Source organism: Streptomyces sp. NPDC002130 (assembly GCF_040296465.1).
Classification (GTDB): Bacteria; Actinomycetota; Actinomycetes; order Streptomycetales; family Streptomycetaceae; genus Streptomyces.
This window is the reverse complement of sequence record NZ_JBEOXI010000037.1, coordinates 25,205-45,391: the sequence shown is the minus strand read 5'-3', so window position 1 is coordinate 45,391 and position 20,187 is coordinate 25,205. Positions and strand designations below refer to the sequence as shown.

The window sequence follows — 20,187 nt, the reverse complement described above, 5'->3', positions numbered from 1 at the left end:
TGACCGGAGGCCGCGGCGCGCAGGCGGCGGAACCACGCGACACGAACGCATCATCATCATCGAGCGCGGCCACGATGCCGTGCTCGGCGATCGCTCTCGCATCATCGGGGTACACCCCACCCAGGAACTCCAGCCCATGCAGATAATCGTCGAGGTACCTGTTCGGGCGCATCCCCTCATTCTTCCATCATGATCACTCCTGCAAGATCGACAAGCCGGACCTACGTCGTGGGCGATCGGTTGTCTCGTTCTTCTTCGCGCGTCATCGTGTCAGTCTCACCGATCCGATGTCGTTCATTGGGAGATGCAATCAAATCGACAGGCAGCAACCGAAACGAGCTGAGAGCAATTCTGCGGGTTTGGGTGTGCATTTTGACCATCGTCATACCGGACGGTGGAGAACGGGCGACTGGGCGCGACTGATGTCATTTTCAGCCCTCCGGCCCCCGCCGCGGCAGCCGGCGCCGGGGCCGGCATCGCCGCGGCCATCCCCACCGCCTGCGCCGCGAGCCCCCGCATGCCCGCCCCGTTCGTCTCGCTCACCAGACGGTCCACGGCCGCCGTACCCGAGCTGTAGCTGGTCCCGTTGCCCAGCTCGGGTACGGCGGCTCCCCTCCTGGACGTCCCGTAGAGCACCTGTTCCAGGCCGGACACCAGGCGACGCACGTCCACCTGGGGGCGCACCACGAGACGCAGGAAGCGACTGGACGAGCCGATCTTGTTGCCGCACTCGCGGACCAGGATCCGGTGCTCGGTGAGCATCCGGTCACGGACCACGGTGCCCTCGGCGCCCACGGGGAGGCGCACGAAGAGGAAGTTGCCCTGCGACGGGTAGACCGTCAGCCCGGGCAGGGAGGAGAGCTGGCCGGCCATGTCGAGGCGGTCGCGGCGCACCTGCTGGAGGCTCTGCGCGTACTCGGCGCCGTGCTCCTTCAGCATGAAGACGACGTGCTCGGCAAAGGAGTTGAGGTTCCACTTCGGCAGCATCGAGCGGACCCGGCCCGCGAGCGCCGGGTTGGCGACGAGGTAGCCGAAGCGGATGCCGTGCAGGCCGAAGTTCTTGCCGAGGCTGCGCAGCACGACGACGTTGGGCCGCAGCATCGCCTCCTGGACGACGGACGGCTCGGCCTCGGCGTCCGCGAACTCCAGGAACGACTCGTCGATGACGATCAGGTCGAGGTCGGCCATGGCGTCCATGAACTGCACGATGGCGTGCTTGTGCAGGAAGCCGCCGTCGGGGTTGTTGGGGTTGCAGATCACGGCGACGCGGGTGCCGCGGGCCCGGATGAACTCCGCGTACTGGGCGAGGTCGAGGGCGAAGCCGCTGGACTCCTGGAGCGGGAACATGTCGACCCGCTTGCCGGTCTCCATGGGCTGGTCGGTCCAGCGGCCGAAGGTGGGGACGGGCACGGCGAGGGACTCGCGGACCAGCAGGTGGTCGATCCACGTGATGAGCTCGGTGGAGCCGTTGCCCATGGCCACGCACTGCGGGGGCAGCTGGAGCAGGCTGCACAGCTCGGCCGTGATCGTGTCGGCGCTGCTCGGGTAGTACGTGATGATGTCGCGCAGCCGGCCCGCCATGTCCTCGAACATGGCCGGGGTCGGGAAGTAGGGGTTGCAGGGGATACAGAAGTCCACGGGGCCGGCTCCTTCGCCGCCCTCACGTGTCAGAGCCGCCATCGACGGGCTGTGTGCCGCGGTACTGCGGAACAGCGACGTGACGTTGTCGGCCATGGAACCTCCGTATGGGGCGGGTTCGTTGGGGACGGACGGACCCGACGTTTAAGGGCGGCCCGCGCGGGGGAGCGCGGGCCGCCCTTTCATACGGAGACCACGGTGACACCGTTCAACCGTCGGTAAGACGGTCGGAACGTGTGTCCGGTCTGTGAAGACCTGTCAGTGGCGTCAGCAGCCGAACGTGTGGATCGTCGTCGTCCGGTACGTCTGCCCGGGCCGCAGCACGGTCGACGGGAACTTCGGCTTGTTCGGCGAGTCCGGGAAGTGCTGCGTCTCCAGGCACAGCGCGTCGCCCTGCCGGTAGGTGCGGCCGGACGGGCCGGTGAGCGTGCCGTCGAGGAAGTTGCCCGAGTAGAACTGCAGGCCGGGCTCGTTCGTGGCGATCTTCATCGTGCGGCCGGAGGCCGGGTCGCGCAGGGTCGCCACGTGCTCGGGCCGGGCGGTGATGCCCTTGTCGAGGACCCAGTTGTGGTCGAAGCCCTTGGCGGTCACCAGCTGCGGGTGGGAGACGCGGATGTCCCGGCCGATCGGCTTGGTCCGGCTGAAGTCGAACGGCGTGCCCGCGACCTTGGCCAGCTCACCCGTCGGGATCAGACCCGCGTCGGTGGGCGTGTAGCGGGAGGCGGCTATCTGCAGCTCGTGGTCCTCGATCGTGCCGCTGCCCTCGCCGGCGAGGTTGAAGTAGACGTGGCTGGTGAGGTTGACGACGGTGGCCTTGTCCGTGGTGGCCTCGTAGTCGATGCGCCACTCACCGCGCCGGGTGAGCGTGTACGTCACCTTCGTCTTCAGCGTGCCCGGGTAGCCCATCTCGCCGTCGACGCTCGTGTAGTACAGGTACAGGCCGACGTCGGAGCCCTTCACGAACGGCTCGACGTCCCACACGCGCTTGTCGAAGCCCTGGGTGCCGCCGTGCAGGCTCTGCTCGCCGTCGTTGACGGACAGCTGGTAGTTCTTGCCGTCGAGGGTGAACTTGCCCTTGCCGATGCGGTTGCCGTACCGGCCGATCAGGGCGCCGAAGTACGGGGTCTTGGCGACGTAGTCCTCGATGTTGTCGAAGCCCGCGGAGACGTTGGCGTAGCGGCCGCGTCGGTCGGGGATCTCCAGGGACTGGACGACCCCGCCCCAGGAGAGGACCTTCAGGCGGGTGCCGCCGTTCTCCAGCGACCAGCTGTAGATCTTGGTGCCGTCGGCGAGCTTGCCGAAGAGATTCTTCACCGGCTTCCTGCCTTCCGCGGCGTGCGCCGTGCCGCCGAGCGTCGTGGCGGCCACTTCGGCCGCCGCTGCTCCCGGGATGACCGTGGGTCGGTTCAGTTCCATATGTGCGGCTCCACCGCATTGGGAAACTGCTGGGAAAGAGCCGGGCCCCGCCGGGCGGCGGGGCCCGGTCCGGCTTACGAACCGACCTTGCGCTTGTTCCACACGTCGAACCCGACCGCCGCCAGCAGCACCATGCCCTTGATGACCTGCTGCCAGTCGGTGCCGATGCCGACGAGGTTCATACCGTTGTTCAGCACGCCCAGGACCAGGCCACCGATGATCGCGCCGAGCACGGTGCCGACACCGCCGCTCATCGACGCACCGCCGATGAACGAGGCCGCGATCGCCTCCAGCTCGAAGTTGAGGCCGGCCTTGGGAGAGGCCGCGTTGAAGCGGGCGGCGAAGACCAGACCCGCCAGGGCCGCGAGCATGCCCATGTTCAGGAAGACCAGGAAGGTGACCTTCTTGTCCTTCACACCCGACAGCTTGGCCGCCGGGAGGTTGCCGCCGATCGCGTAGATGTGGCGGCCGATGATCGCGTTGCGCATCACGTAGCCGAAGCCGACGAGCAGCACGCCCAGGATGAGCAGCACGATCGGTGCGCCCTTGTAGCTGGCCAGCAGCATGGTGAGCGTCAGCACCGCGGCGCCGATCGCGACCAGCTTCAGCAGGAACAGCTTGGCGGGCGGGACGTCCAGGTTGAACTCCTGCTGCCGCTTGCGGTCACGGACCTCCTGGAAGATCACGAAGGCGATCATCGCGAAGCCCAGCAGCAGCGTGAGATTGTGGTAGTTCGTGTTCGGGCCGACCTCGGGCAGGAACCCGTTGGCGACCTTCTGCAGCCCGTCGGGGAACGGGCCGAGGGTCTGGCCCTCCAGGAAGATCTCCGTCAGACCGCGGAAGATCAGCATGCCCGCCAGGGTCACGATGAACGACGGTATGCCGCCGTACGCGATGAAGAACCCTTGTACGGCACCCGCGACAGCGCCCACGGCCAGGCACAGCACCACGGCGAGCGGCCACGGCAGATCCTGTTTGACCATGAACACGGCGGCCATCGACCCGACGAACGCCGTCAGTGAACCGACCGACAGGTCGATGTGTCCGGCGATGATGACCAGCATCATGCCGATCGCGAGGATCAGGATGTAGCTGTTCTGCAGCACCAGGTTGGAGACGTTGCGCGGCAGCAGCAGGTCGCCGTCGGTCCAGACGGCGAACAGGACCACGATCAGGCCCAGGGCGATCAGCATGCCGTACTGCCGCATGTTGCGGCGCATGCCCTCCATCACCAGCTGCAGCAGGCCGTCGCCCCCGGCCCCGCCGCTCTTGCCCGGCGGCGCGGGGGCCGGGCTCTTGGCGGTCACGTCCGTGCTCATCGGGTTACCTCTTTGTCCTTCGTCATCTGACGCATCAGCGATTCCTGGGAGGCCTCGGCCCGCGAGAACTCACCCGTCAGCCGTCCCGCGGCCATCGTGTAGATGCGGTCGCACATACCGAGCAGCTCGGGCAGCTCGGAGGAGATGAAGACGACCGCCTTGCCTTGGGCGGCCAGCTGGTCGATGACCGTGTAGATCTCGTACTTGGCGCCGACGTCGATACCGCGCGTGGGCTCGTCCAGGATCAGCACGTCCGGACCCGAGAAGATCCACTTGCTGAGGACGACCTTCTGCTGGTTGCCGCCGGACAGCTTGCCCACCGGCTCGAACACCGTCGGCGCCTTGATGTTCATGGACTTGCGGAAGCTCTCGGCGACCTGCCGCTCCTCGTGCTCGTCGACCACACCGCGCTTGGCGACCTTGCCCAGGGCGCTCAGCGAGATGTTCCGGTTGATGGTGTCGATGAGATTGAGGCCGTAGTGCTTGCGGTCCTCGGTGACGTACGCGATGCCGTGCTTGACCGCCTCGGGGACGGTCTTGGTACGGATCTCCTTGCCGTCCTTGAGGACCGTGCCGTCCGCGTACCGGCCGTAGGTCCGCCCGAAGACGCTCATCGCGAGTTCGGTGCGGCCGGCGCCCATCAGACCCGCGATGCCGACGATCTCGCCCCTGCGCACGTGGAGCGATACGTCGTCGCACACCTTGCGCTGCTGGTCGATCGGGTGGTGCACGGTCCAGCCCCGGATCTCCAGGGCCGGCGCGGCGCCCTCCTCGGGCTCGTGCGGCGACCGCTCCGGGAAGCGGTTCTCCAGGTCGCGGCCGACCATCCCGCTGATGATCCGGTCCTCGGTGGTCTCCGCGGCCTTCACGTCGAGGGTCTCGATGGTCTGGCCGTCGCGGAGGATCGTCACCGAGTCGGCGACCTTGCGGATCTCGTTGAGCTTGTGGGAGATGATGATCGAGGTGATGCCCTGCTTCTTCAACTCCAGGATCAGATCCAGGAGTTTGCCGCTGTCCTCGTCGTTCAGAGCGGCGGTCGGCTCATCCAGGATGAGCAGCTTCACCTTCTTCGACAGGGCCTTCGCGATCTCCACGAGCTGCTGCTTGCCCACGCCGATGTCGGCGACGCGGGTGTCCGGGTGGTCGGCCAGACCGACCCGGCGCAGCAGTTCGGTGGCGTGCCGGAGGGTCTCGGTCCAGCTGATGATCCCCCGGGTGGCGTGCTCGTTGCCGAGGAAGATGTTCTCCGCGAGGGAGAGGTAGGGCACCAGGGCCAGTTCCTGATGGATGATCACGATGCCGCGTTCCTCGCTGGCCCGGATGTCCTTGAACTGGCAGACCTCTCCCTCGAAGAGGATGTCGCCCTCGTAGGTGCCGTGCGGGTGGACGCCGGAGAGGACCTTCATCAAGGTCGACTTGCCGGCGCCGTTCTCCCCGCAGATGGCGTGGACCTCGCCCTGGCGGACGGTCAGTGTGACGTCCGACAGCGCCTTGACGCCGGGAAAGGTCTTGACGATCGAGCGCATTTCCAGGACGGGTCCCGCCATGGTCGTGCCTTCCAATCAGTGGTGGAGCGTCGGTCGGTGGCGGGGACTACTTGAGGTCGCTCTCCTTGATGTAGCCGGAGTCGACGACCTCCTTCTGGTAGTTCGACTTGTCGACCGCGACCGGCTCCAGCAGGTAGGCGGGGACGACCTTCGAGCCGTTGTCGTAGGTCTTGGTGTCGTTGACCTCGGGCTTCTTCTTGTTGAGCAGCGCGTCGACCATGTTCGAGGACACCTTGGCGAGCTGACGGGTGTCCTTGTAGACGGTCATCGACTGCTGGCCGGCGATGATCGACTTCACCGAGGCGACCTCGGCGTCCTGGCCCGTGACGACCGGCAGGGGCTTGCTCTTGGAGCCGTAGTCGTCGGACTTCAGCGCCGAGAGGATGCCGATGGAGATGCCGTCGTAGGGGGAGAGGACGGCGTCGACCCGCTGGCTCTTGTAGGCCGAGGTCAGGATGTCGTCCATGCGCTTCTGGGCGGTGCCGCCGTCCCAGCGCAGGGTGGTGACCTGGTTGAGCTTGGTCTGGCCGGAGCGGACGACGAGCTGCTTCTTGTCGATGTAGGGCTGCAGGACGTTCATCGCGCCCTGGAAGAAGTAGCGGGTGTTGTTGTCGTCGTTGGAGCCGGCGAACAGCTCGATGTTGAAGGGGCCCTTCTTGGAGCCGTCCTTCAGGCCGAGCTTCTCGACGATGTAGGTGCCCTGGAGCTCGCCGACCTTCTCGTTGTCGAAGGAGGCGTAGTAGTCGACGTTCTGCGTGCCGAGGATCAGGCGGTCGTAGGAGATGACCGGGATGTTCGCGTCCTTGGCCTGCTGGAGCACGTTGTTCATCGACTTGTTGTCGATCGCGGCGATGATCAGCGCCTTGACGCCCTGCGTGATCAGGTTCTCGACCTGCGAGACCTGCTGGTCGGGGTCGTCCTCGCCGTAGACCAGCTTGGTCTTGTAGCCCTTGGACTCGAGGTCGGCGACGACGTTCTTGCCGTCGGCGATCCAGCGCTCGGAGGACTTGGTCGGCATCGCGATGCCGATGGTGGCGCCCTTGGTGTCGCCCTCGCTCTCCTTGCTGCCGCCCTCGCCGCTCTGGCCGCAGGCGGACAGGGTCAGGGCGAGGGACGCGGCTCCGGCTATGGCGGTGAGAGCGGCTCTGCGGTTACGCATGATCATCATCCTTGATCTGTGGCAGGGCTCGGTCTCAGGCGCGAAGTCGATCCGGGTGGTCGTGCCGGAAAGACCGAGAAGAGATGTGGTGGATTGTGGTCGGCTGTGTCTTCTTTTGTGAAGCCGAGTTTCCGGAACGTTATGCCGGGATTTCGAACCGTTGCAGATCGCCTGGCAGGCGCGAGCCCAACGGCGCCATGTCGCCGTCCGCGCCGTGGCGGGCCAGCAGGTCCAGGGCGAGCCGGCCGCGACGCACCCGCTCCTTGGCGGTGGCCAGGGTCACATCCCGCATGTGGTGCCCGTAGGGGTAGATCCCGGGGGCCTTCGACAGGCCGAACTTCAGGTAGAGCGGCGCGCCGCGTCTGATCAGCTCGGCGACCTCGTACATGCGCACATAGCCACCGAGGTCGTCGGGGGCCTCGATGTACATGTCCATGGGGGCGCCGGAGACCCGGCGGATCTCGGTGAGGTGGTCGAGGGTGAGATCGCTCGGCACGTTGATCGAGTCGCCGCCGAGGTTCTCGTACACGGCGTAGGCGGTCGGGTTGACCGGGCCGATCAGCGCCGACACCTTGAAGGTCGTGTCGGCGGGCAGGATCCCGGCGACACGGGCTCGGTGCAGCGTCCACAGCACGCCCTCGTCGGCGATGAGCAGGCACTTGACGCCCAGCTCGGTCGCGCGGACGGCGTCCTCCACACAGCCGGCGACCGCGTCGTGGCCACGGGCTCTGAGGCCGCCGCCCCTGGAGTCGGTACGGGTCGAGCCGCCGATGTCCCAGGTGCCGCGCGGGCCGGTGAAGAGGCAGAGCTCGATGTCACGCTCGGCCGTCGCCTCCACCATCTCGGTGATCTCGGCGTCGGTCAGCATCCAGATGCCGCTGCCCTGGCTGATCCGGTGGATCGGCACGTCGAGGCGCGAGGACTCCTTGAGGACCACGCCGAGCGCCTCGGGCCCCTCCACGGAGGGCACCTCGGTGCGCCAGCGCCCACCGCCCGGAAAGCTGTGCGGGGAGGTGTCAGCGGGGTCGAGGGCGGGCGCGCTCAGTCCGAGCGCGGCAAGCGCCTGCTCGCCGGGCCGGCGCGGCGACGAAGCGGTGGTGTCGGTCACTGGTTGTCCTTCGCGTTCGATATTTCGGACGAGGTTCGCGGCTCTGGGTGCAACAAGATTGTGGGTGTACGCCGGTACGAAGTCGTCAGGTACCCCGTACCGGCGTACGACTGGGGTGGGTCAAGGTCGCAGCAGGACCTTTCCGACCGTCGGGTCGCCGGACCCCACCAGCTCGATGGCCTGGGGGAACTCCTCCAGCGGAAGCTCGTGCGTGACGAGCGGCAGCGGATCGAGGAGCCCGGCCCCGAAGACCCGCACGGTGTGAGCCCAGGCGTCCGGTGCCGCGCCGAACACCGTCTGCACCTCAAGCTGGCGTACGACCAGATCCGTCGGGTCGAGCCCGTCCGCGCCCGGCGCCGGGATGCCCGTCAGGACCAGGCGGCCACCGCGCCGCAGCAGGGCGGCGGCGGTGCGCGCGGCGTCCGCGGATCCGGCGGTCTCGATGACGGCGTCGAAGTCGCCCGGAAGCTCCTGGTCCTTGGTCAGGAACTCCGTGGCGCCGAACCGCTTGGACAGCTCGGCCCGGTCCGGACGGGTGCCCACGACGAGCAGCTCGGCCGGTGAGGCCGCCTTCAGGAACTGAACGGCGAACATGCCGAGCGTTCCGGTGCCCACGACCGCGACCCGCTCACCGGGAACGGCCCTCGCCTTGAGCGCGGCGGCCGCGATGCACGCGGCCGGCTCCAGCAGCGCCGCCGCCGTCAGATCGGCGTCGTCGGGGAGGACGTGCAGCAGACGGGCGGGGAGCGTCAGCGTGGTGGCCATGGCGCCCGGCTGGGTGAAGCCGGTCTCCTCGTACCCCGCGGTGCACAGCGTGGTCTCGCCCGCGTGACAGCGGTCGCACACCTGGCAGTTGCGGAAGCCCTCGCCAACGACCTTGCAGCCTATGAGACTTGAAGGAACACCGTCTCCGACCGCGGTCACCGTCCCGGACCACTCGTGGCCCGGCGTGAGGGGGTAACGGACGTATCCTTCGGGCCGGTTGCCCTGGAAGACCTCACGGTCGCTGCCGCAGATCCCGGAGGCGTGCACCCGGACCAGGGCCTCGCCGGCCTCCGGCTGTCGAGGCTCGTGCGGCACCAGCCGGTGCTCGCCCGGAGCCTCGATCACCACGGCGGTGTTCACTGGTTCCCCCTGGCGCCGGGGCAGCGGGTCCTCACTGGGTGCCCTTCGGCTTGCGCTGCTCCCAGCCCTCGGCCCACAGGTCGAAACGGGCCTGCTGCTGGGGGAACTCCGCCGCCGCGTCCACGTCCAGCTCGACACCGAGACCGGGCTCGTGGGAGAGGTGGAAGCAGCCGTCCTCGGGGTTGACCTGGGGGGCGCCCTTGATGACCTTCTTGATCTCCGCGTCCGCGAAGTCGTTGAAGTGCTCAAGGATCTTGAAGTTGGGGGCGGTGAAGCCGACCTGCAGAGAGGCGGCGGTCAGCACCGGCCCGCCCACGTTGTGCGGGGCGACCAGCATGTAGTGGGTCTCGGCGGTGGCGGCGAGCTTGCGGGTCTCCCAGATGCCGCCGATGTGGCCGACGTCGGGCTGGATGATGTCGACGGCCTGGCTCTCGAACAGCTCGCGGAACTCGATCCGGTCGTGGATGCGCTCACCGGTGGCGACCGGCATGTCGACCTTGGCGGCGACCTTCTCCAGCGCCTTGAGGTTCTCCGGCGGCACCGGCTCCTCCAGCCACGCCGGCTTGAACGGCGCCAGCTCCTTGGCCAGGCGCACCGCCGTGGCGGGGGAGAAGCGGCCGTGCATCTCCAGCATCAGCTCGGCCTCGGGGCCGATGGCGTCGCGGACGGCCTCGATCAGGGAGACCGCGTACAGGGTCTCCTTGTGGTCCAGCTCGAAGTGGCCGGTGCCGAAGGGGTCGATCTTCAGCGCCCGGTAGCCGCGCTCCATCACGCCCTGGGCGGCCTTGTGGTAGGCCTCCGGGGTGCGCTCGGTGGTGTACCAGCCGTTGGCGTACGCCTTGACCTTGTCGGTGACCTTGCCGCCCAGCAGCTGCCAGACGGGGACGCCGAGGGCCTTGCCCTTGATGTCCCAGCAGGCCATCTCGATCACGGCGATGCCGGACATCACGATCTCGCCGGCCCGGCCGTAGTCGCCGTACTTCATCCGCTTGACGAGATCCTCGACAGCGAACGGGTCCGAGCCGAGAATGTGGTTGGTCTTCGCCTCGTGCAGATAGCCGAGGAGCGCGTCGGTGTGGCCCAGCATGCGGGTCTCGCCGACTCCGGTGAGTCCCTCGTCGGTGTGCACCTGCACGTAGGTCAGGTTCCGCCAGGGCGTTCCTACCACGTGTGTGCTGATTCCCGTGATGCGCACGGTACTCCCTGCCCTCATCGAGTTTGTTCGAATTGTTCGAGATTTCGTCAAGTGTTCGAAATGCTGGTCGCGACAGTAAGGACGGCCGGTCGGGGTGTCAATGGGTCGACGCGACAACGGTTTCAGGTCGCTGACCGGGATCGTGACGAATAGGCAGAAACAGCCCCCGCTCTGGCCCTGGAAAGTAGCACTCATTGTGCGCGCGACGACCCGGATGTTGGTCATGTCCACAGCGGATGCCGGGTCGTACCGGCGGGGCGGGCGGTCTTCGTGGGGCGGGTGTCGAGCGACTGTTTCCGGCCATGGTGGCATGGGGCGGGTGGTGATCGGTTTGAACGCTCCGACCTGTCGAAAGGCGGCTCTGGCGGGCCGATCGGCCCTTGTGCCGCCCCGATCCACGGCGGCGGGGCAGCCCGCGTCAACGCGTTCGGGCCAAGGGACTGTCCCCGGCGGGGACGCACCCCGCAGGAGGCCGCCTTCGTGACACTCGGCGACCGGCGCGTTATTCAACCGTGACGGCCGACCTTGCGCAGCCCTCTTGACCGCCCTGAATTGTTAGCGCTCACAATGTCTCCGCGTTCACCACTCGTCGCCCAATGGCCTCTGAGGAGGTACGAGCGTCGTGCCCCAACCGCGTCAACTCGCCTTCCCGCCCGGTGCCTCGGGGCGTACCGGAACCCCGACGTGAAGCCGGCCGAGCGGACTTGTCCGCCCGTGGCACACGTCTTACCCGCAGCACAGGTCTTACCGGCAGACGATTACCAGGGAGGTGCGGCTGTGACCCACTCGCAGTTGCGACCGCCCACCATGGCCGACGTGGCACGCCAGGCCGGTGTGTCCCACCAGACCGTCTCCCGCGTACTGGGCGATCACCCCAACGTGCGGGAAGCGACCCGGGCCAAGGTGCTGCGGGCGATCGAGGAGATGGGCTACCGCCGCAACTTCTCCGCACGGGCCCTCGCCACCCGGCGCACCCGGACCCTGGGCGTGGTCGCCTCCAACACCACGCTCTACGGCCCGGCCAGTACACTCTTCGCGCTGGAGGAGGCGGCCCGGGCCCAGGGGTACCTCGTCTCGACGGTCAGTGTGCGTGAGCTGACGGTCGAGGCCCTGGCCGAGGCGCTGGACCGCCTCAGCGAGGGAGGGGTGGAGGGGGTGATCGCCCTCGCCCCGCAGCGCTCGGCCGTCCAGGCCCTCGCCGAACTCCGCCACCCCTTCCCGGTGGTGGCCGTCGGCACCGGGTCCGGCGCCGAGATCCCCAGCGTCAACGTCGACCAGCACCTGGGCGCGCGGCTCGCCACCGGCCACCTGCTGGCCGCCGGCCACCGCAGGGTCTGGCACCTCGCCGGACCCGAGGACTGGCAGGAGGCGCGGGACCGCACCGTAGGCTGGCGTGAGACTCTCGAAGAGGCAGGCGTGGAACCGCCGATGCCTCTGCGGGGGGACTGGAGCCCGCTGTCCGGCTACCGGGCCGGCCAGGAACTGGCGGGCTGGGTGGGCCGGGGCCTGACCGCCGTCTTCGTCGCCAACGACCAGATGGCACTGGGGGTGTTGCGGGCCCTGCGCGAGGCGGGCGTGCGCACTCCCCAGGACGTGGCGGTGGTCGGCTTCGATGACATCCCGGAGTCGGAGTTCTTCGCCCCACCGCTCACCACCGTCCGGCAGGACTTCTCCACGGTGGGCCAGCGAAGCATCGCCCTGCTGCTGGACCTCATCGAGGGGCGGCCCCCGTCCGGCACCTCCACGGTCGCGATCGAGCCTCAACTCGTCGTCCGTGCCAGTACGTTCCCGTACATCCCCCAACCGGGCACCGCGCCCGGCTGACGCCCCACCATCTCCTGGCTTCCCCCCACTCCACATCCACATGACCGAAATACCGAACAATGATCGACAGGCTGGACGCACGGGCGGCCGGTCCCATCGAGTGACAACCGGGTACCAGGGGCCCTCCCCGAACCGGCTCTTCAAAGGAGAAGACACATGCTCAACAGACGGAACTTCCTCACCGCGGCGGTCGGCGTGGCGGCGGCGGGCACCCTGGCGGCCTGCGCCAAGGAGGACGGCGGCCCCTCCGGCTCCTCCTCCGGCGGCAGCAAGACGATCACCCTCGGCTTCGCCCAGGTCGGCTCCGAGAGCGGCTGGCGCACCGCCAACACCGACTCGGTGAAGTCGGCCGCCAAGGAGGCGGACATCAAGCTGCAGTTCTCCGACGCGCAGCAGAAGCCGGAGAACCAGATCTCCGCGATCCGCAGCTTCATCGCGCAGAAGGTGGACGTCATCGCCTTCTCGCCGGTGGTCGTCAAGGGCTGGGACGCCGTGCTCAAGGAGGCCCAGGCGGCGAACATCCCGGTCGTCCTGACCGACCGGTCCGTCGAGAGCGACGAGTCCCTGTTCGTCACCCTGGTCGGCTCCGACTTCACCGACGAGGGCCGCCGTGCCGCCAAGATCCTGGAGAAGGTTCTGGAGAAGGCCGGCCACAAGGGCAAGGTGAAGATCGCCCAGCTGGAGGGCACCACCGGTGCCGCCCCCGCGATCGAACGCGCCAAGGGCTTCAAGGAGGTCATGGACGCGGAGCACAAGGACGACTGGGAGATCGTCGCCAGCCAGACCGGTGACTTCACCCGCGCCGGCGGCAAGCAGGTCATGCAGGCCTTCCTGCAGTCCAACCCGGACATCGACGTGCTGTTCGCGCACAACGACGACATGGGTCTCGGCGCCATCCAGGCCATCGAGGCGGCCGGCAAGAAGCCCGGCAAGGACATCCTCATCGTCACGGTCGACGGTGTGAAGGACGGCTTCATCGCCATGTCCGAAGGCAAGATCAACGCGATCGTCGAGTGCAACCCGCTGCTCGGCCCCCAGCTCATGGAGGTCGTGAAGAAGGTGCACGCGGGCGAGAAGGTCGAGCGCTGGATCAAGACCAAGGAGAGCGACTTCATGCAGGACCAGGCCAAGGACGCGCTCCCCACCCGTAAGTACTGACCGACCGCACCCACCGGCAGGGCCTCCGGGCGACCGAATCCCGGTCGGCCGGGCCCTGCGGGCCTGCAGCGGCTCGTTCAAGAGGAGCGCTGCCGTGATCCGCCCCACGTCGGGGCTTTCAGCCCAAAGGCTGCGGTCCAGCCCGAACCGACCCCTTGCGGGGCGTGATCAACCCTTAAACGGAATGAAATCACCACCGGTAGAACCGGTGATCCCCTCACTAGGGAGAGGTATGGCAGAGCCGCGGCCCGTCCTGGAGATGACGGGCATTGTCAAAGAGTTTCCGGGGGTACGGGCTCTGTCGGGCGTCGACTTCCGGCTCTTCCCCGGCGAGATCCACGCCCTCATGGGCGAGAACGGGGCCGGGAAGTCCACCCTCATCAAGGTGCTGACCGGGGTCTACTCCCTGGACGGCGGCACCGTCACCCTCGACGGCAAGGCCGTGCGGATCGGCAGCCCGCTGGAGGCACAGCACGCCGGCATCAGCACGGTCTACCAGGAGGTCAACCTCTGCCCCAACCTCTCGGTGGCGGAGAACATCTTCATCGGCCGTGAACCCACCCGCGCGGGCCGCATCCAGTGGAAGCAGATACGCAAGCAGGCCGCGGAGATGGTCGACCGGCTCGGCCTCGACATCGACGTGTCGGCGCCGCTGTCCTCGTACCCGCTGGCCGTGCAGCAACTGGTCGCGATCGTACGGTCGGTGGGCCACGGCGACAGCGACGGCGAGGGCTCCGGCACCAAGGTGCTCGTCCTGGACGAGCCCACCTCCAGCCTCGACCGCGACGAGGTCCTCGAACTGTTCCGCCTGATGCGGCGGCTGCGGGACGAGGGCGTCGCGATCCTCTTCGTGTCGCACTTCCTCGACCAGATCTACGAGATCTGCGACCGCATGACCGTGCTGCGCAACGGCACCCTGGTCGGCGAGCACATGGTCGCCGACCTCGACCAGGTCGGGCTGATCGAGCTGATGATCGGCAAGGCCCTGGACCAGCTCGAGGAGCTCCACGAGCACCAGATGCGCTCCGACGTCGGCGAGACGCTCGTCAAGGCCGAGGGCCTGGGCCGCACCGGCGGTGTCGCCCCCTTCGAACTGGAGATCAAGAAGGGTGAGGTGCTCGGCCTCGCCGGACTGCTCGGCTCGGGCCGCACCGAACTGGCCCGGCTGCTGTTCGGCGCCGACCAGCCCGACAGCGGCAAGGTGACCATCGCCGGCAAGCAGGTCTCGATGAGCGCTCCCAACGACGCCATCGGCGCCGGTGTCGCGTTCTGCTCGGAGAACCGCAAGACCGAGGGCCTCGTCCCCGATCTCACGGTGCGCGAGAACATCATCCTCGCCCTCCAGGCGTCCCGCGGCTGGACCCGGCCCATCCCGGCCTCCCAGCGCGACGAACTCGTCGCCAAGTACATCAAGGCCCTCGACATCCGCCCCGCCAACCCCGAGGCCCGTGTCGGTCAGCTGAGCGGCGGCAACCAGCAGAAGGTGCTGCTCGCCCGCTGGCTGATCACCCAGCCGAAGCTGCTGATCCTCGACGAGCCCACGCGCGGCATCGACGTCGGCGCCAAGGCCGAGATCCAGAAGCTCGTGGTCTCCCTCTCCGAGGACGGCATGTCCGTGCTGTACATCGCGGCCGAACTGGAGGAGGTGCTCCGGCTCAGCCACACCATCGGAGTGCTGCGCGACCGCAAGCTCGTCGCGCGCATCACCAACGGGCCGGAGATCACCACCAGCAAGATCCTGGAGACCATCGCGAGCGGAGAGCACCAGTGAGTACCCCGGCAGTGACCACCCCCTCCCGCTGGCGAGCACTGACGCACCACCACCTCTTCTGGCCGGTCGCGGTCCTGATCTTCCTCCTGCTCGTCAACGTCCCCTTCACCCCCGACTTCTTCGCGATCAGGATGACGGACGGCCACCTCTACGGCAGCCTCGTCTCGATCGTGCTGTTCGGCTCGCCGCTGATCCTGGTGGCGGTCGGCATGACCCTGGTCATCGCCACCGGCGGCATCGACCTCTCCGTCGGCGCCGTGGTCGCCATCACCGGCGCCCTGACCTGTTCGTACATCAGCGACCAGGCCGACCAGAACGCGCTGGCGGGGGTCTTCCTCGCCATCGGCATCGGCCTGGTGGCGGCAGTGGTCTGCGGCCTGTGGAACGGCTTCCTGGTCGCCCGAATGGGCATCCAGCCGATCATCGCGACCCTCATCATCATGGTCGCCGGACGCGGTGTCGCCCAGCTGATCACCGACGGCCAGATCATCACCATCAACAGCGAGCCGTACAAGCTCATCGGCGGCGGCTACTGGTTGACGCTGCCCTTCTCCATCTTCGTGGTGGCCGCCGTCGTGGCCGTCACCGTCGCCCTGACCCGCCGTACGGCGCTCGGCCTGCTCGTCGAGTCGGTCGGCGGCAACGCCGAGGCCAGCCGCCTGGTCGGCATCAGGTCCATGCGCATCAAGATCATGGTGTACATGTTCTGCGCCCTGTGCGCGGGCATCGCCGGCCTGATGATCAGCTCCAACACCTCGGCCGCGGACGGCAACAACGCCGGTCTGTGGATCGAGCTGGACGCGATCCTCGCGGTCGTCATCGGCGGCACCTCGCTGCTCGGCGGCCGGTTCTCCATCGGCGGCACCGTGATCGGCGCCCTCGTCATCCAGACCCTGACCACCACGATCTACACCATCGGCGTGCCCACGCAGACGAACCTTGTCTTCAAGGCCGCCGTCGTCATCGTCGTCTGCCTGCTGCAGTCCCCGAAGTTCCGGGCCAAGGTCTTCGGCGCGAAGGGCGCCCGGACCACCGCCCCGGCGGAGCCCGCCACCTCTGCCGACGCCGCCCCGAAGATGGAGGTGTCGCGATGAGCGCGACCACCAAGACCCGTACGGCAGCGGAAGGCCGTACGCCGTCCACGCCGGCGAAGGCGTCCACGGCCGCGCGCCTGCTCGGCGACCGGCGGCTGCCCGTCCTGGTCACGGTCGGCCTGTTCCTGGCGATGTACATCGGAGGTCTCAGCCGCTACCAGAACTACGGTTTCGGCGAACCGCAGGTCTTCCTCAACCTGTTCATCGACTACGGCTATCTACTGGTCGCCGCCGTCGGCGCCACCTTTGTCATCATGTCCGGCGGCATCGACCTGTCCGTCGGCTCGCTGATCGGCTTCACCACCATGTTCACGGCGTGGCTGGTGGAGCGTCAGGGCCTGCCGCTGCTGCTGGTCATCCCGCTCGCCCTGGGGGTGGGCGCGCTCGGCGGCTTCCTCATGGGCTATGTGATCCACAATTTCGAGATCCAGCCGTTCATCGTGACACTCGCCGGCCTCTTCCTCTTCCGGGGCCTGTGTCTGGTCATCAGCAAGGAGTCCATCTCCGTCAGCGACTCCACGGTGAGCAGCATGGCCCAGACCCGGGTGTCGCTCGGACTGGGGGAGTTGTCGATCGGCGCCATCGTCGCCCTGGCCGTCCTCGCCGCCGCCTTCTACATACTCCACTACACGCGCTTCGGCCGCCGGGTGTACGCCATCGGCGGCAACGAGCAGTCGGCGCTGCTGATGGGGCTTCCACTGGGCGGCACGAAGATCGCCGTGTACACGGTGAGCGGCTTCTGCTCGGCGCTGGCCGGCCTGCTGTTCATGCTGTACATCCAGTCCGGTGACCCGCTGCACGCCGTCGGCATGGAACTCGAAGCGATCGCCGCGGTCGTCATCGGCGGCACGCTGCTGACGGGCGGCTCCGGCTACGTCCTGGGCACCCTCTTCGGTGTCCTCGTGCTGGGCCTGATCAAGAGCATCATCCAGTTCGAGGGCACGCTCAGCTCCTGGTGGACGAAGATCGCCACCGGTGTCCTGCTCTGCGCGTTCATTCTGATCCAGCGGGCCATGACGACCCGAAAGCAGACCTGACCCGACGAGCACGCCCCCCCCGGGACCCACGCGGTCCCTCCCACCCCACGCGGTCCGTCGCACACCCCCCCCCCGTGCGACGGACCGCGTGGCATGTCCGCCCGCCACCGGAGGATCGCGGCGAATGGTCGGGCTTGACCTCAACTGAGCAAAGCGGAAAAGCGGGTTCCGCACACAATCTTCACAGCGGCCTCTAGGAACGCCCCCCGTGCGGAACTTAGTCTTCCCGCGTCATGGACTACTGCGACCCGTGCCGACGGCACCTCAACGGCGCCCTCGCCTGCCCCGGGTGCGGCACCTCGGCCGACACGCTGCGTCGGCGCGACCCGGTGTACGGCGGATACGGCGCCACCGCGTCGGGGCACGCCGGTGACATGCCGGAGGGGTCGGCGGGACCGCACGAGTCGCGCGCCCCCCACGACGGACACGGCGACGCGTACGGCGGTGACGGGTACGGCGGTGACGGGTACGACGATGACGCGCACGGCGATGACGACGGCGACGCATACGGCGATGACGACGGCGAGCGCGTGGGGCGCGCGGCCCGGCGGCGCGGACACGGGCGCGGCCCGGCCCCCGACGGTCCGGGCGGGTCGAGCCGGCGGGACCGCAAGGCCGCGGCGCACCGCCGCCGGCGCCGCCGCACCCTGTTCGTGGCCGCCGGGTTCGTACTGGCGGCCGGCGGCCTGAGCCTCGCCGAACTCGGCATGGACGCCCCCGGCTCGAAGCCGAAGCCGGCAGCGGCCGGTGGCGAGTCGGCGGACGGGGACGCCTCGCCCGAGGCGGGGGAGCCGGGCAGCGGTTCGGGCGGCAAGAGGACTGTCACTGACGACCCGTCAGGATCCGCTTCTCCGACGACATCTGACACACCGTCCGCTTCCGCGTCCCCGAAGGGCGAGAGCTCGGAGTCCCCGAAGGGCGCCGAACCGTCGAAGGATCCCGAGTCGGCGGCGGGAGGCGCCCCCAGCGGCCCGGCGTCCACTCCCACGGCCGCCCCGCCGACCTCGGGCCCGGGCCCCGCCCCGACGTCGGATCCGACCACCCGGCCCCCGGAACCGGAGCCTTCCGCCTCGGAGCCGTGCAAGCGGTTCCTCTGGTGGTGCACGTAGCGTCCGCTCGGCCGGTTTCGCCGAGAGGCCACCGTCGTGAGTGCGCCGGCCCTGTTCCTCGAACGCGCCGCCGCACCCGGCCCTGAGCCGCGAGATCCCTTGACGGCGGCGCCCGGCCTCAGCCCAGCATGCGCCGCAGTGTGTCCCGCAATGCCACCCGCTCCCCCTCGGAGAGTCCTGCCAGGGGCTCCCGGGCGAACCGCAGGGACTCCCGCAGGCTCCGGGCCACCCGCCGCCCCTCCGCCGTCGCCGCCGCCACCTTCACCCGGCGGTCGGCGGGGTTCGGCTGCCGCTCGACCAGGCCCCGCGCCTCCAGCCGGTCCACGATCCCCGTGACGTTCGACGGCTCGCACTTCAGCTGCTGGGCCAGCCTCCGCATCGGAAGCGGCTCGAGGCACAGCAGACTGAGCAGCCGCGCCTGCGCGCCGGTGAGGGCATGCTCCGCCGCCGCGGACTCGTAGTCCTCGTGGAACCGCGCCACGACCTCCCCGATCAGCTCGACGACGTCGAGAGTCAGCTGATCCGGGCGGGTGCCCGTCATTTCGGGCGTCGGTGTGGTGGAAGCCATGCCGTCGAGGGTACCCGGTTATTTGACAACCTGAAATTTTCAGGAGCATGGTTGTTTCACGTACTGAAGCATCGAGCCAGTGAGGTAAGGCGCACCATGACCGACACCCCCGCCCTCCCCGCCGTCAGCCGCGAGTGGCACCTGGCGAGCCGTCCCGTCGGCTGGCCGAAGCCCGAGGACTTCGCCTTCGTCGAGGTGGACGTACCGCAGCCGCGTGAGGGCCAGGTCCTCGTCCGGAACAAGTACCTCTCCGTGGACCCGTACATGCGTGGCCGTATGAGCGACGCGAAGTCCTATGTCGCCCCCTTCGAGCTGGGCAAGGTCATGCAGGGCGGTGCCGTCGGCGAGGTCGTGGCGTCGAACGCCGAGGGGCTGTCCGTCGGGGATCACGTGCTGCACTTCTTCGGGTGGCGTGAATACGCGGTCGTCGGCGCCGAGAACGCCGTGAAGGTGGACCCGGACGCCGCGCCGCTGTCGACGTACCTCGGTGTGCTGGGCATGACCGGCCTCACCGCCTACGCGGGCCTGCTGCGCACCGCCGCCTTCAAGGAGGGCGACACCGTCTTCGTGTCCGGTGCCGCCGGCGCCGTGGGCGGCCAGGTCGGCCAGATCGCCCGGCTGAAGGGCGCCTCGCGGGTCATCGGCTCCGCCGGGTCGGACGAGAAGGTCAAGCTCCTCACGGAGGAGTACGGCTTCGACGCCGCCTTCAACTACAAGGACGGGCCCGTCGCCGAGCAGCTGCGCGCCGCCGCCCCCGACGGGATCGACGTCTACTTCGACAACGTCGGCGGTGACCACCTGGAGGCGGCCATCGGCTCCCTCAACCAGGGCGGCCGGATCGCCGTCTGCGGCATGATCTCCGTCTACAACAACACCGAGCCCGCCCCGGGCCCGAAGAACCTCGCCCGCCTGATCGCCACCCGCGGCCGCATCGAGGGCTTCCTGGTCGGGGACCACTACGACCTGCAGCCGCAGTTCGTGCAGGAGGTCGCGCCCTGGGTCGCCTCAGGCGAGCTGAAGTACCGCGAGACCGTCGTCGAGGGCATCGAGAACAACCTGGAGGCGTTCCTGGGCGTTCTGCGTGGTGCCAACACCGGGAAGATGATCGTCAAGCTCTGA

Annotated in this window: 16 protein-coding genes; 7 read left to right on the top strand and 9 right to left on the bottom strand. The window is 68.4% G+C overall.

The genetic code is table 11. The features are described from left to right. Window positions 1-294: 294 nt before the first annotated feature. The 8 genes from ABT116_RS10035 to ABT116_RS10000 all read right to left on the bottom strand — a co-directional run bounded on the left by ABT116_RS10035 (window position 295) and on the right by ABT116_RS10000 (window position 10,507). A complete protein-coding gene (locus ABT116_RS10035; protein ID WP_351630406.1) occupies window positions 295-1,734 on the bottom strand; it encodes a pyridoxal phosphate-dependent aminotransferase in 1,440 nt (479 codons plus the stop codon). Between the two features lie 171 nt (window positions 1,735-1,905). Then, on the bottom strand, window positions 1,906-3,054 hold the full coding sequence (locus tag ABT116_RS10030) for an aldose epimerase family protein (RefSeq protein ID WP_351630403.1): 1,149 nt from the start codon (window positions 3,052-3,054) through the stop codon (window positions 1,906-1,908). A 74-nt stretch (window positions 3,055-3,128) separates the two neighbouring features. Further along, on the bottom strand, window positions 3,129-4,373 hold the full coding sequence (gene mmsB, locus ABT116_RS10025) for a multiple monosaccharide ABC transporter permease (RefSeq protein WP_351630401.1): 1,245 nt from the start codon (window positions 4,371-4,373) through the stop codon (window positions 3,129-3,131). Then, window positions 4,370-5,920 (bottom strand): multiple monosaccharide ABC transporter ATP-binding protein, encoded by a 1,551-nt coding sequence (gene mmsA / locus ABT116_RS10020; protein ID WP_351630398.1) that lies wholly within the window; start codon window positions 5,918-5,920, stop codon window positions 4,370-4,372. The genes mmsB and mmsA overlap by 4 nt, the downstream gene beginning before the upstream one ends. A gap of 46 nt (window positions 5,921-5,966) precedes the next feature. Further along, window positions 5,967-7,079: a multiple monosaccharide ABC transporter substrate-binding protein gene (chvE, locus tag ABT116_RS10015; protein WP_351630395.1), complete on the bottom strand. Its 1,113-nt coding sequence runs from the start codon at window positions 7,077-7,079 to the stop codon at window positions 5,967-5,969. 139 nt (window positions 7,080-7,218) lie between these two features. Continuing rightward, complete coding sequence (locus tag ABT116_RS10010) at window positions 7,219-8,187, bottom strand: hypothetical protein (protein WP_351630392.1); 969 nt, start codon at window positions 8,185-8,187, stop codon at window positions 7,219-7,221. A 120-nt stretch (window positions 8,188-8,307) separates the two neighbouring features. Further along, complete coding sequence (locus ABT116_RS10005; protein ID WP_351630390.1) at window positions 8,308-9,312, bottom strand: zinc-dependent alcohol dehydrogenase; 1,005 nt, start codon at window positions 9,310-9,312, stop codon at window positions 8,308-8,310. Between the two features lie 31 nt (window positions 9,313-9,343). Next, window positions 9,344-10,507, bottom strand: coding sequence for a mandelate racemase/muconate lactonizing enzyme family protein (locus ABT116_RS10000; RefSeq protein ID WP_351630387.1), 1,164 nt, complete (start codon window positions 10,505-10,507; stop codon window positions 9,344-9,346). A gap of 777 nt (window positions 10,508-11,284) precedes the next feature. Between ABT116_RS10000 and ABT116_RS09995 the strand changes: the two genes are divergently transcribed. The 6 genes from ABT116_RS09995 to ABT116_RS09970 all read left to right on the top strand — a co-directional run bounded on the left by ABT116_RS09995 (window position 11,285) and on the right by ABT116_RS09970 (window position 18,500). Then, complete coding sequence (locus tag ABT116_RS09995; RefSeq protein ID WP_351630384.1) at window positions 11,285-12,331, top strand: LacI family DNA-binding transcriptional regulator; 1,047 nt, start codon at window positions 11,285-11,287, stop codon at window positions 12,329-12,331. A 156-nt stretch (window positions 12,332-12,487) separates the two neighbouring features. Then, window positions 12,488-13,489: an ABC transporter substrate-binding protein gene (locus ABT116_RS09990; protein WP_351630381.1), complete on the top strand. Its 1,002-nt coding sequence runs from the start codon at window positions 12,488-12,490 to the stop codon at window positions 13,487-13,489. 232 nt (window positions 13,490-13,721) lie between these two features. Next, a complete protein-coding gene (locus ABT116_RS09985) occupies window positions 13,722-15,260 on the top strand; it encodes a sugar ABC transporter ATP-binding protein (protein WP_351630378.1) in 1,539 nt (512 codons plus the stop codon). After that, complete coding sequence (locus ABT116_RS09980; RefSeq protein ID WP_351630375.1) at window positions 15,257-16,354, top strand: ABC transporter permease; 1,098 nt, start codon at window positions 15,257-15,259, stop codon at window positions 16,352-16,354. The genes ABT116_RS09985 and ABT116_RS09980 overlap by 4 nt, the downstream gene beginning before the upstream one ends. Further along, a complete protein-coding gene (gene yjfF, locus ABT116_RS09975; protein ID WP_351630372.1) occupies window positions 16,351-17,391 on the top strand; it encodes a galactofuranose ABC transporter, permease protein YjfF in 1,041 nt (346 codons plus the stop codon). The genes ABT116_RS09980 and yjfF overlap by 4 nt, the downstream gene beginning before the upstream one ends. A 233-nt stretch (window positions 17,392-17,624) precedes the next feature. Further along, window positions 17,625-18,500, top strand: coding sequence for an SCO2400 family protein (locus ABT116_RS09970; RefSeq protein WP_351630369.1), 876 nt, complete (start codon window positions 17,625-17,627; stop codon window positions 18,498-18,500). Between the two features lie 118 nt (window positions 18,501-18,618). On the opposite strand, the gene ABT116_RS09965 is transcribed toward ABT116_RS09970, so the two are convergent. Beyond that, a complete protein-coding gene (locus tag ABT116_RS09965) occupies window positions 18,619-19,068 on the bottom strand; it encodes a MarR family winged helix-turn-helix transcriptional regulator (RefSeq protein WP_351630367.1) in 450 nt (149 codons plus the stop codon). 96 nt (window positions 19,069-19,164) lie between these two features. Here ABT116_RS09965 and ABT116_RS09960 point away from each other — a divergent pair, with 96 nt between their 5' ends. Beyond that, the gene (locus ABT116_RS09960) at window positions 19,165-20,187 is read left to right on the top strand and encodes an NADP-dependent oxidoreductase (RefSeq protein ID WP_351630364.1); all 1,023 of its coding nucleotides are present in this window, start codon (window positions 19,165-19,167) and stop codon (window positions 20,185-20,187) included.

Excerpts from the sequence above, each read along its gene's own strand:
- ABT116_RS10035 (WP_351630406.1), bottom strand. The coding sequence starts at position 1,734 with ATGGCCGACAACGTCACGTCGCTGTTCCGCAGTACCGCGGCACACAGC.
- ABT116_RS10030 (WP_351630403.1), bottom strand. The coding sequence starts at position 3,054 with ATGGAACTGAACCGACCCACGGTCATCCCGGGAGCAGCGGCGGCCGAA.
- mmsB (WP_351630401.1), bottom strand. The coding sequence starts at position 4,373 with ATGAGCACGGACGTGACCGCCAAGAGCCCGGCCCCCGCGCCGCCGGGC.
- mmsA (WP_351630398.1), bottom strand. The coding sequence starts at position 5,920 with ATGGCGGGACCCGTCCTGGAAATGCGCTCGATCGTCAAGACCTTTCCC.
- chvE (WP_351630395.1), bottom strand. The coding sequence starts at position 7,079 with ATGCGTAACCGCAGAGCCGCTCTCACCGCCATAGCCGGAGCCGCGTCC.
- ABT116_RS09990 (WP_351630381.1), top strand. The coding sequence starts at position 12,488 with ATGCTCAACAGACGGAACTTCCTCACCGCGGCGGTCGGCGTGGCGGCG.
- ABT116_RS09985 (WP_351630378.1), top strand. The coding sequence starts at position 13,722 with ATGGCAGAGCCGCGGCCCGTCCTGGAGATGACGGGCATTGTCAAAGAG.
- yjfF (WP_351630372.1), top strand. The coding sequence starts at position 16,351 with ATGAGCGCGACCACCAAGACCCGTACGGCAGCGGAAGGCCGTACGCCG.
- ABT116_RS09970 (WP_351630369.1), top strand. The coding sequence starts at position 17,625 with ATGGACTACTGCGACCCGTGCCGACGGCACCTCAACGGCGCCCTCGCC.
- ABT116_RS09965 (WP_351630367.1), bottom strand. The coding sequence starts at position 19,068 with ATGGCTTCCACCACACCGACGCCCGAAATGACGGGCACCCGCCCGGAT.
- ABT116_RS09960 (WP_351630364.1), top strand. The coding sequence starts at position 19,165 with ATGACCGACACCCCCGCCCTCCCCGCCGTCAGCCGCGAGTGGCACCTG.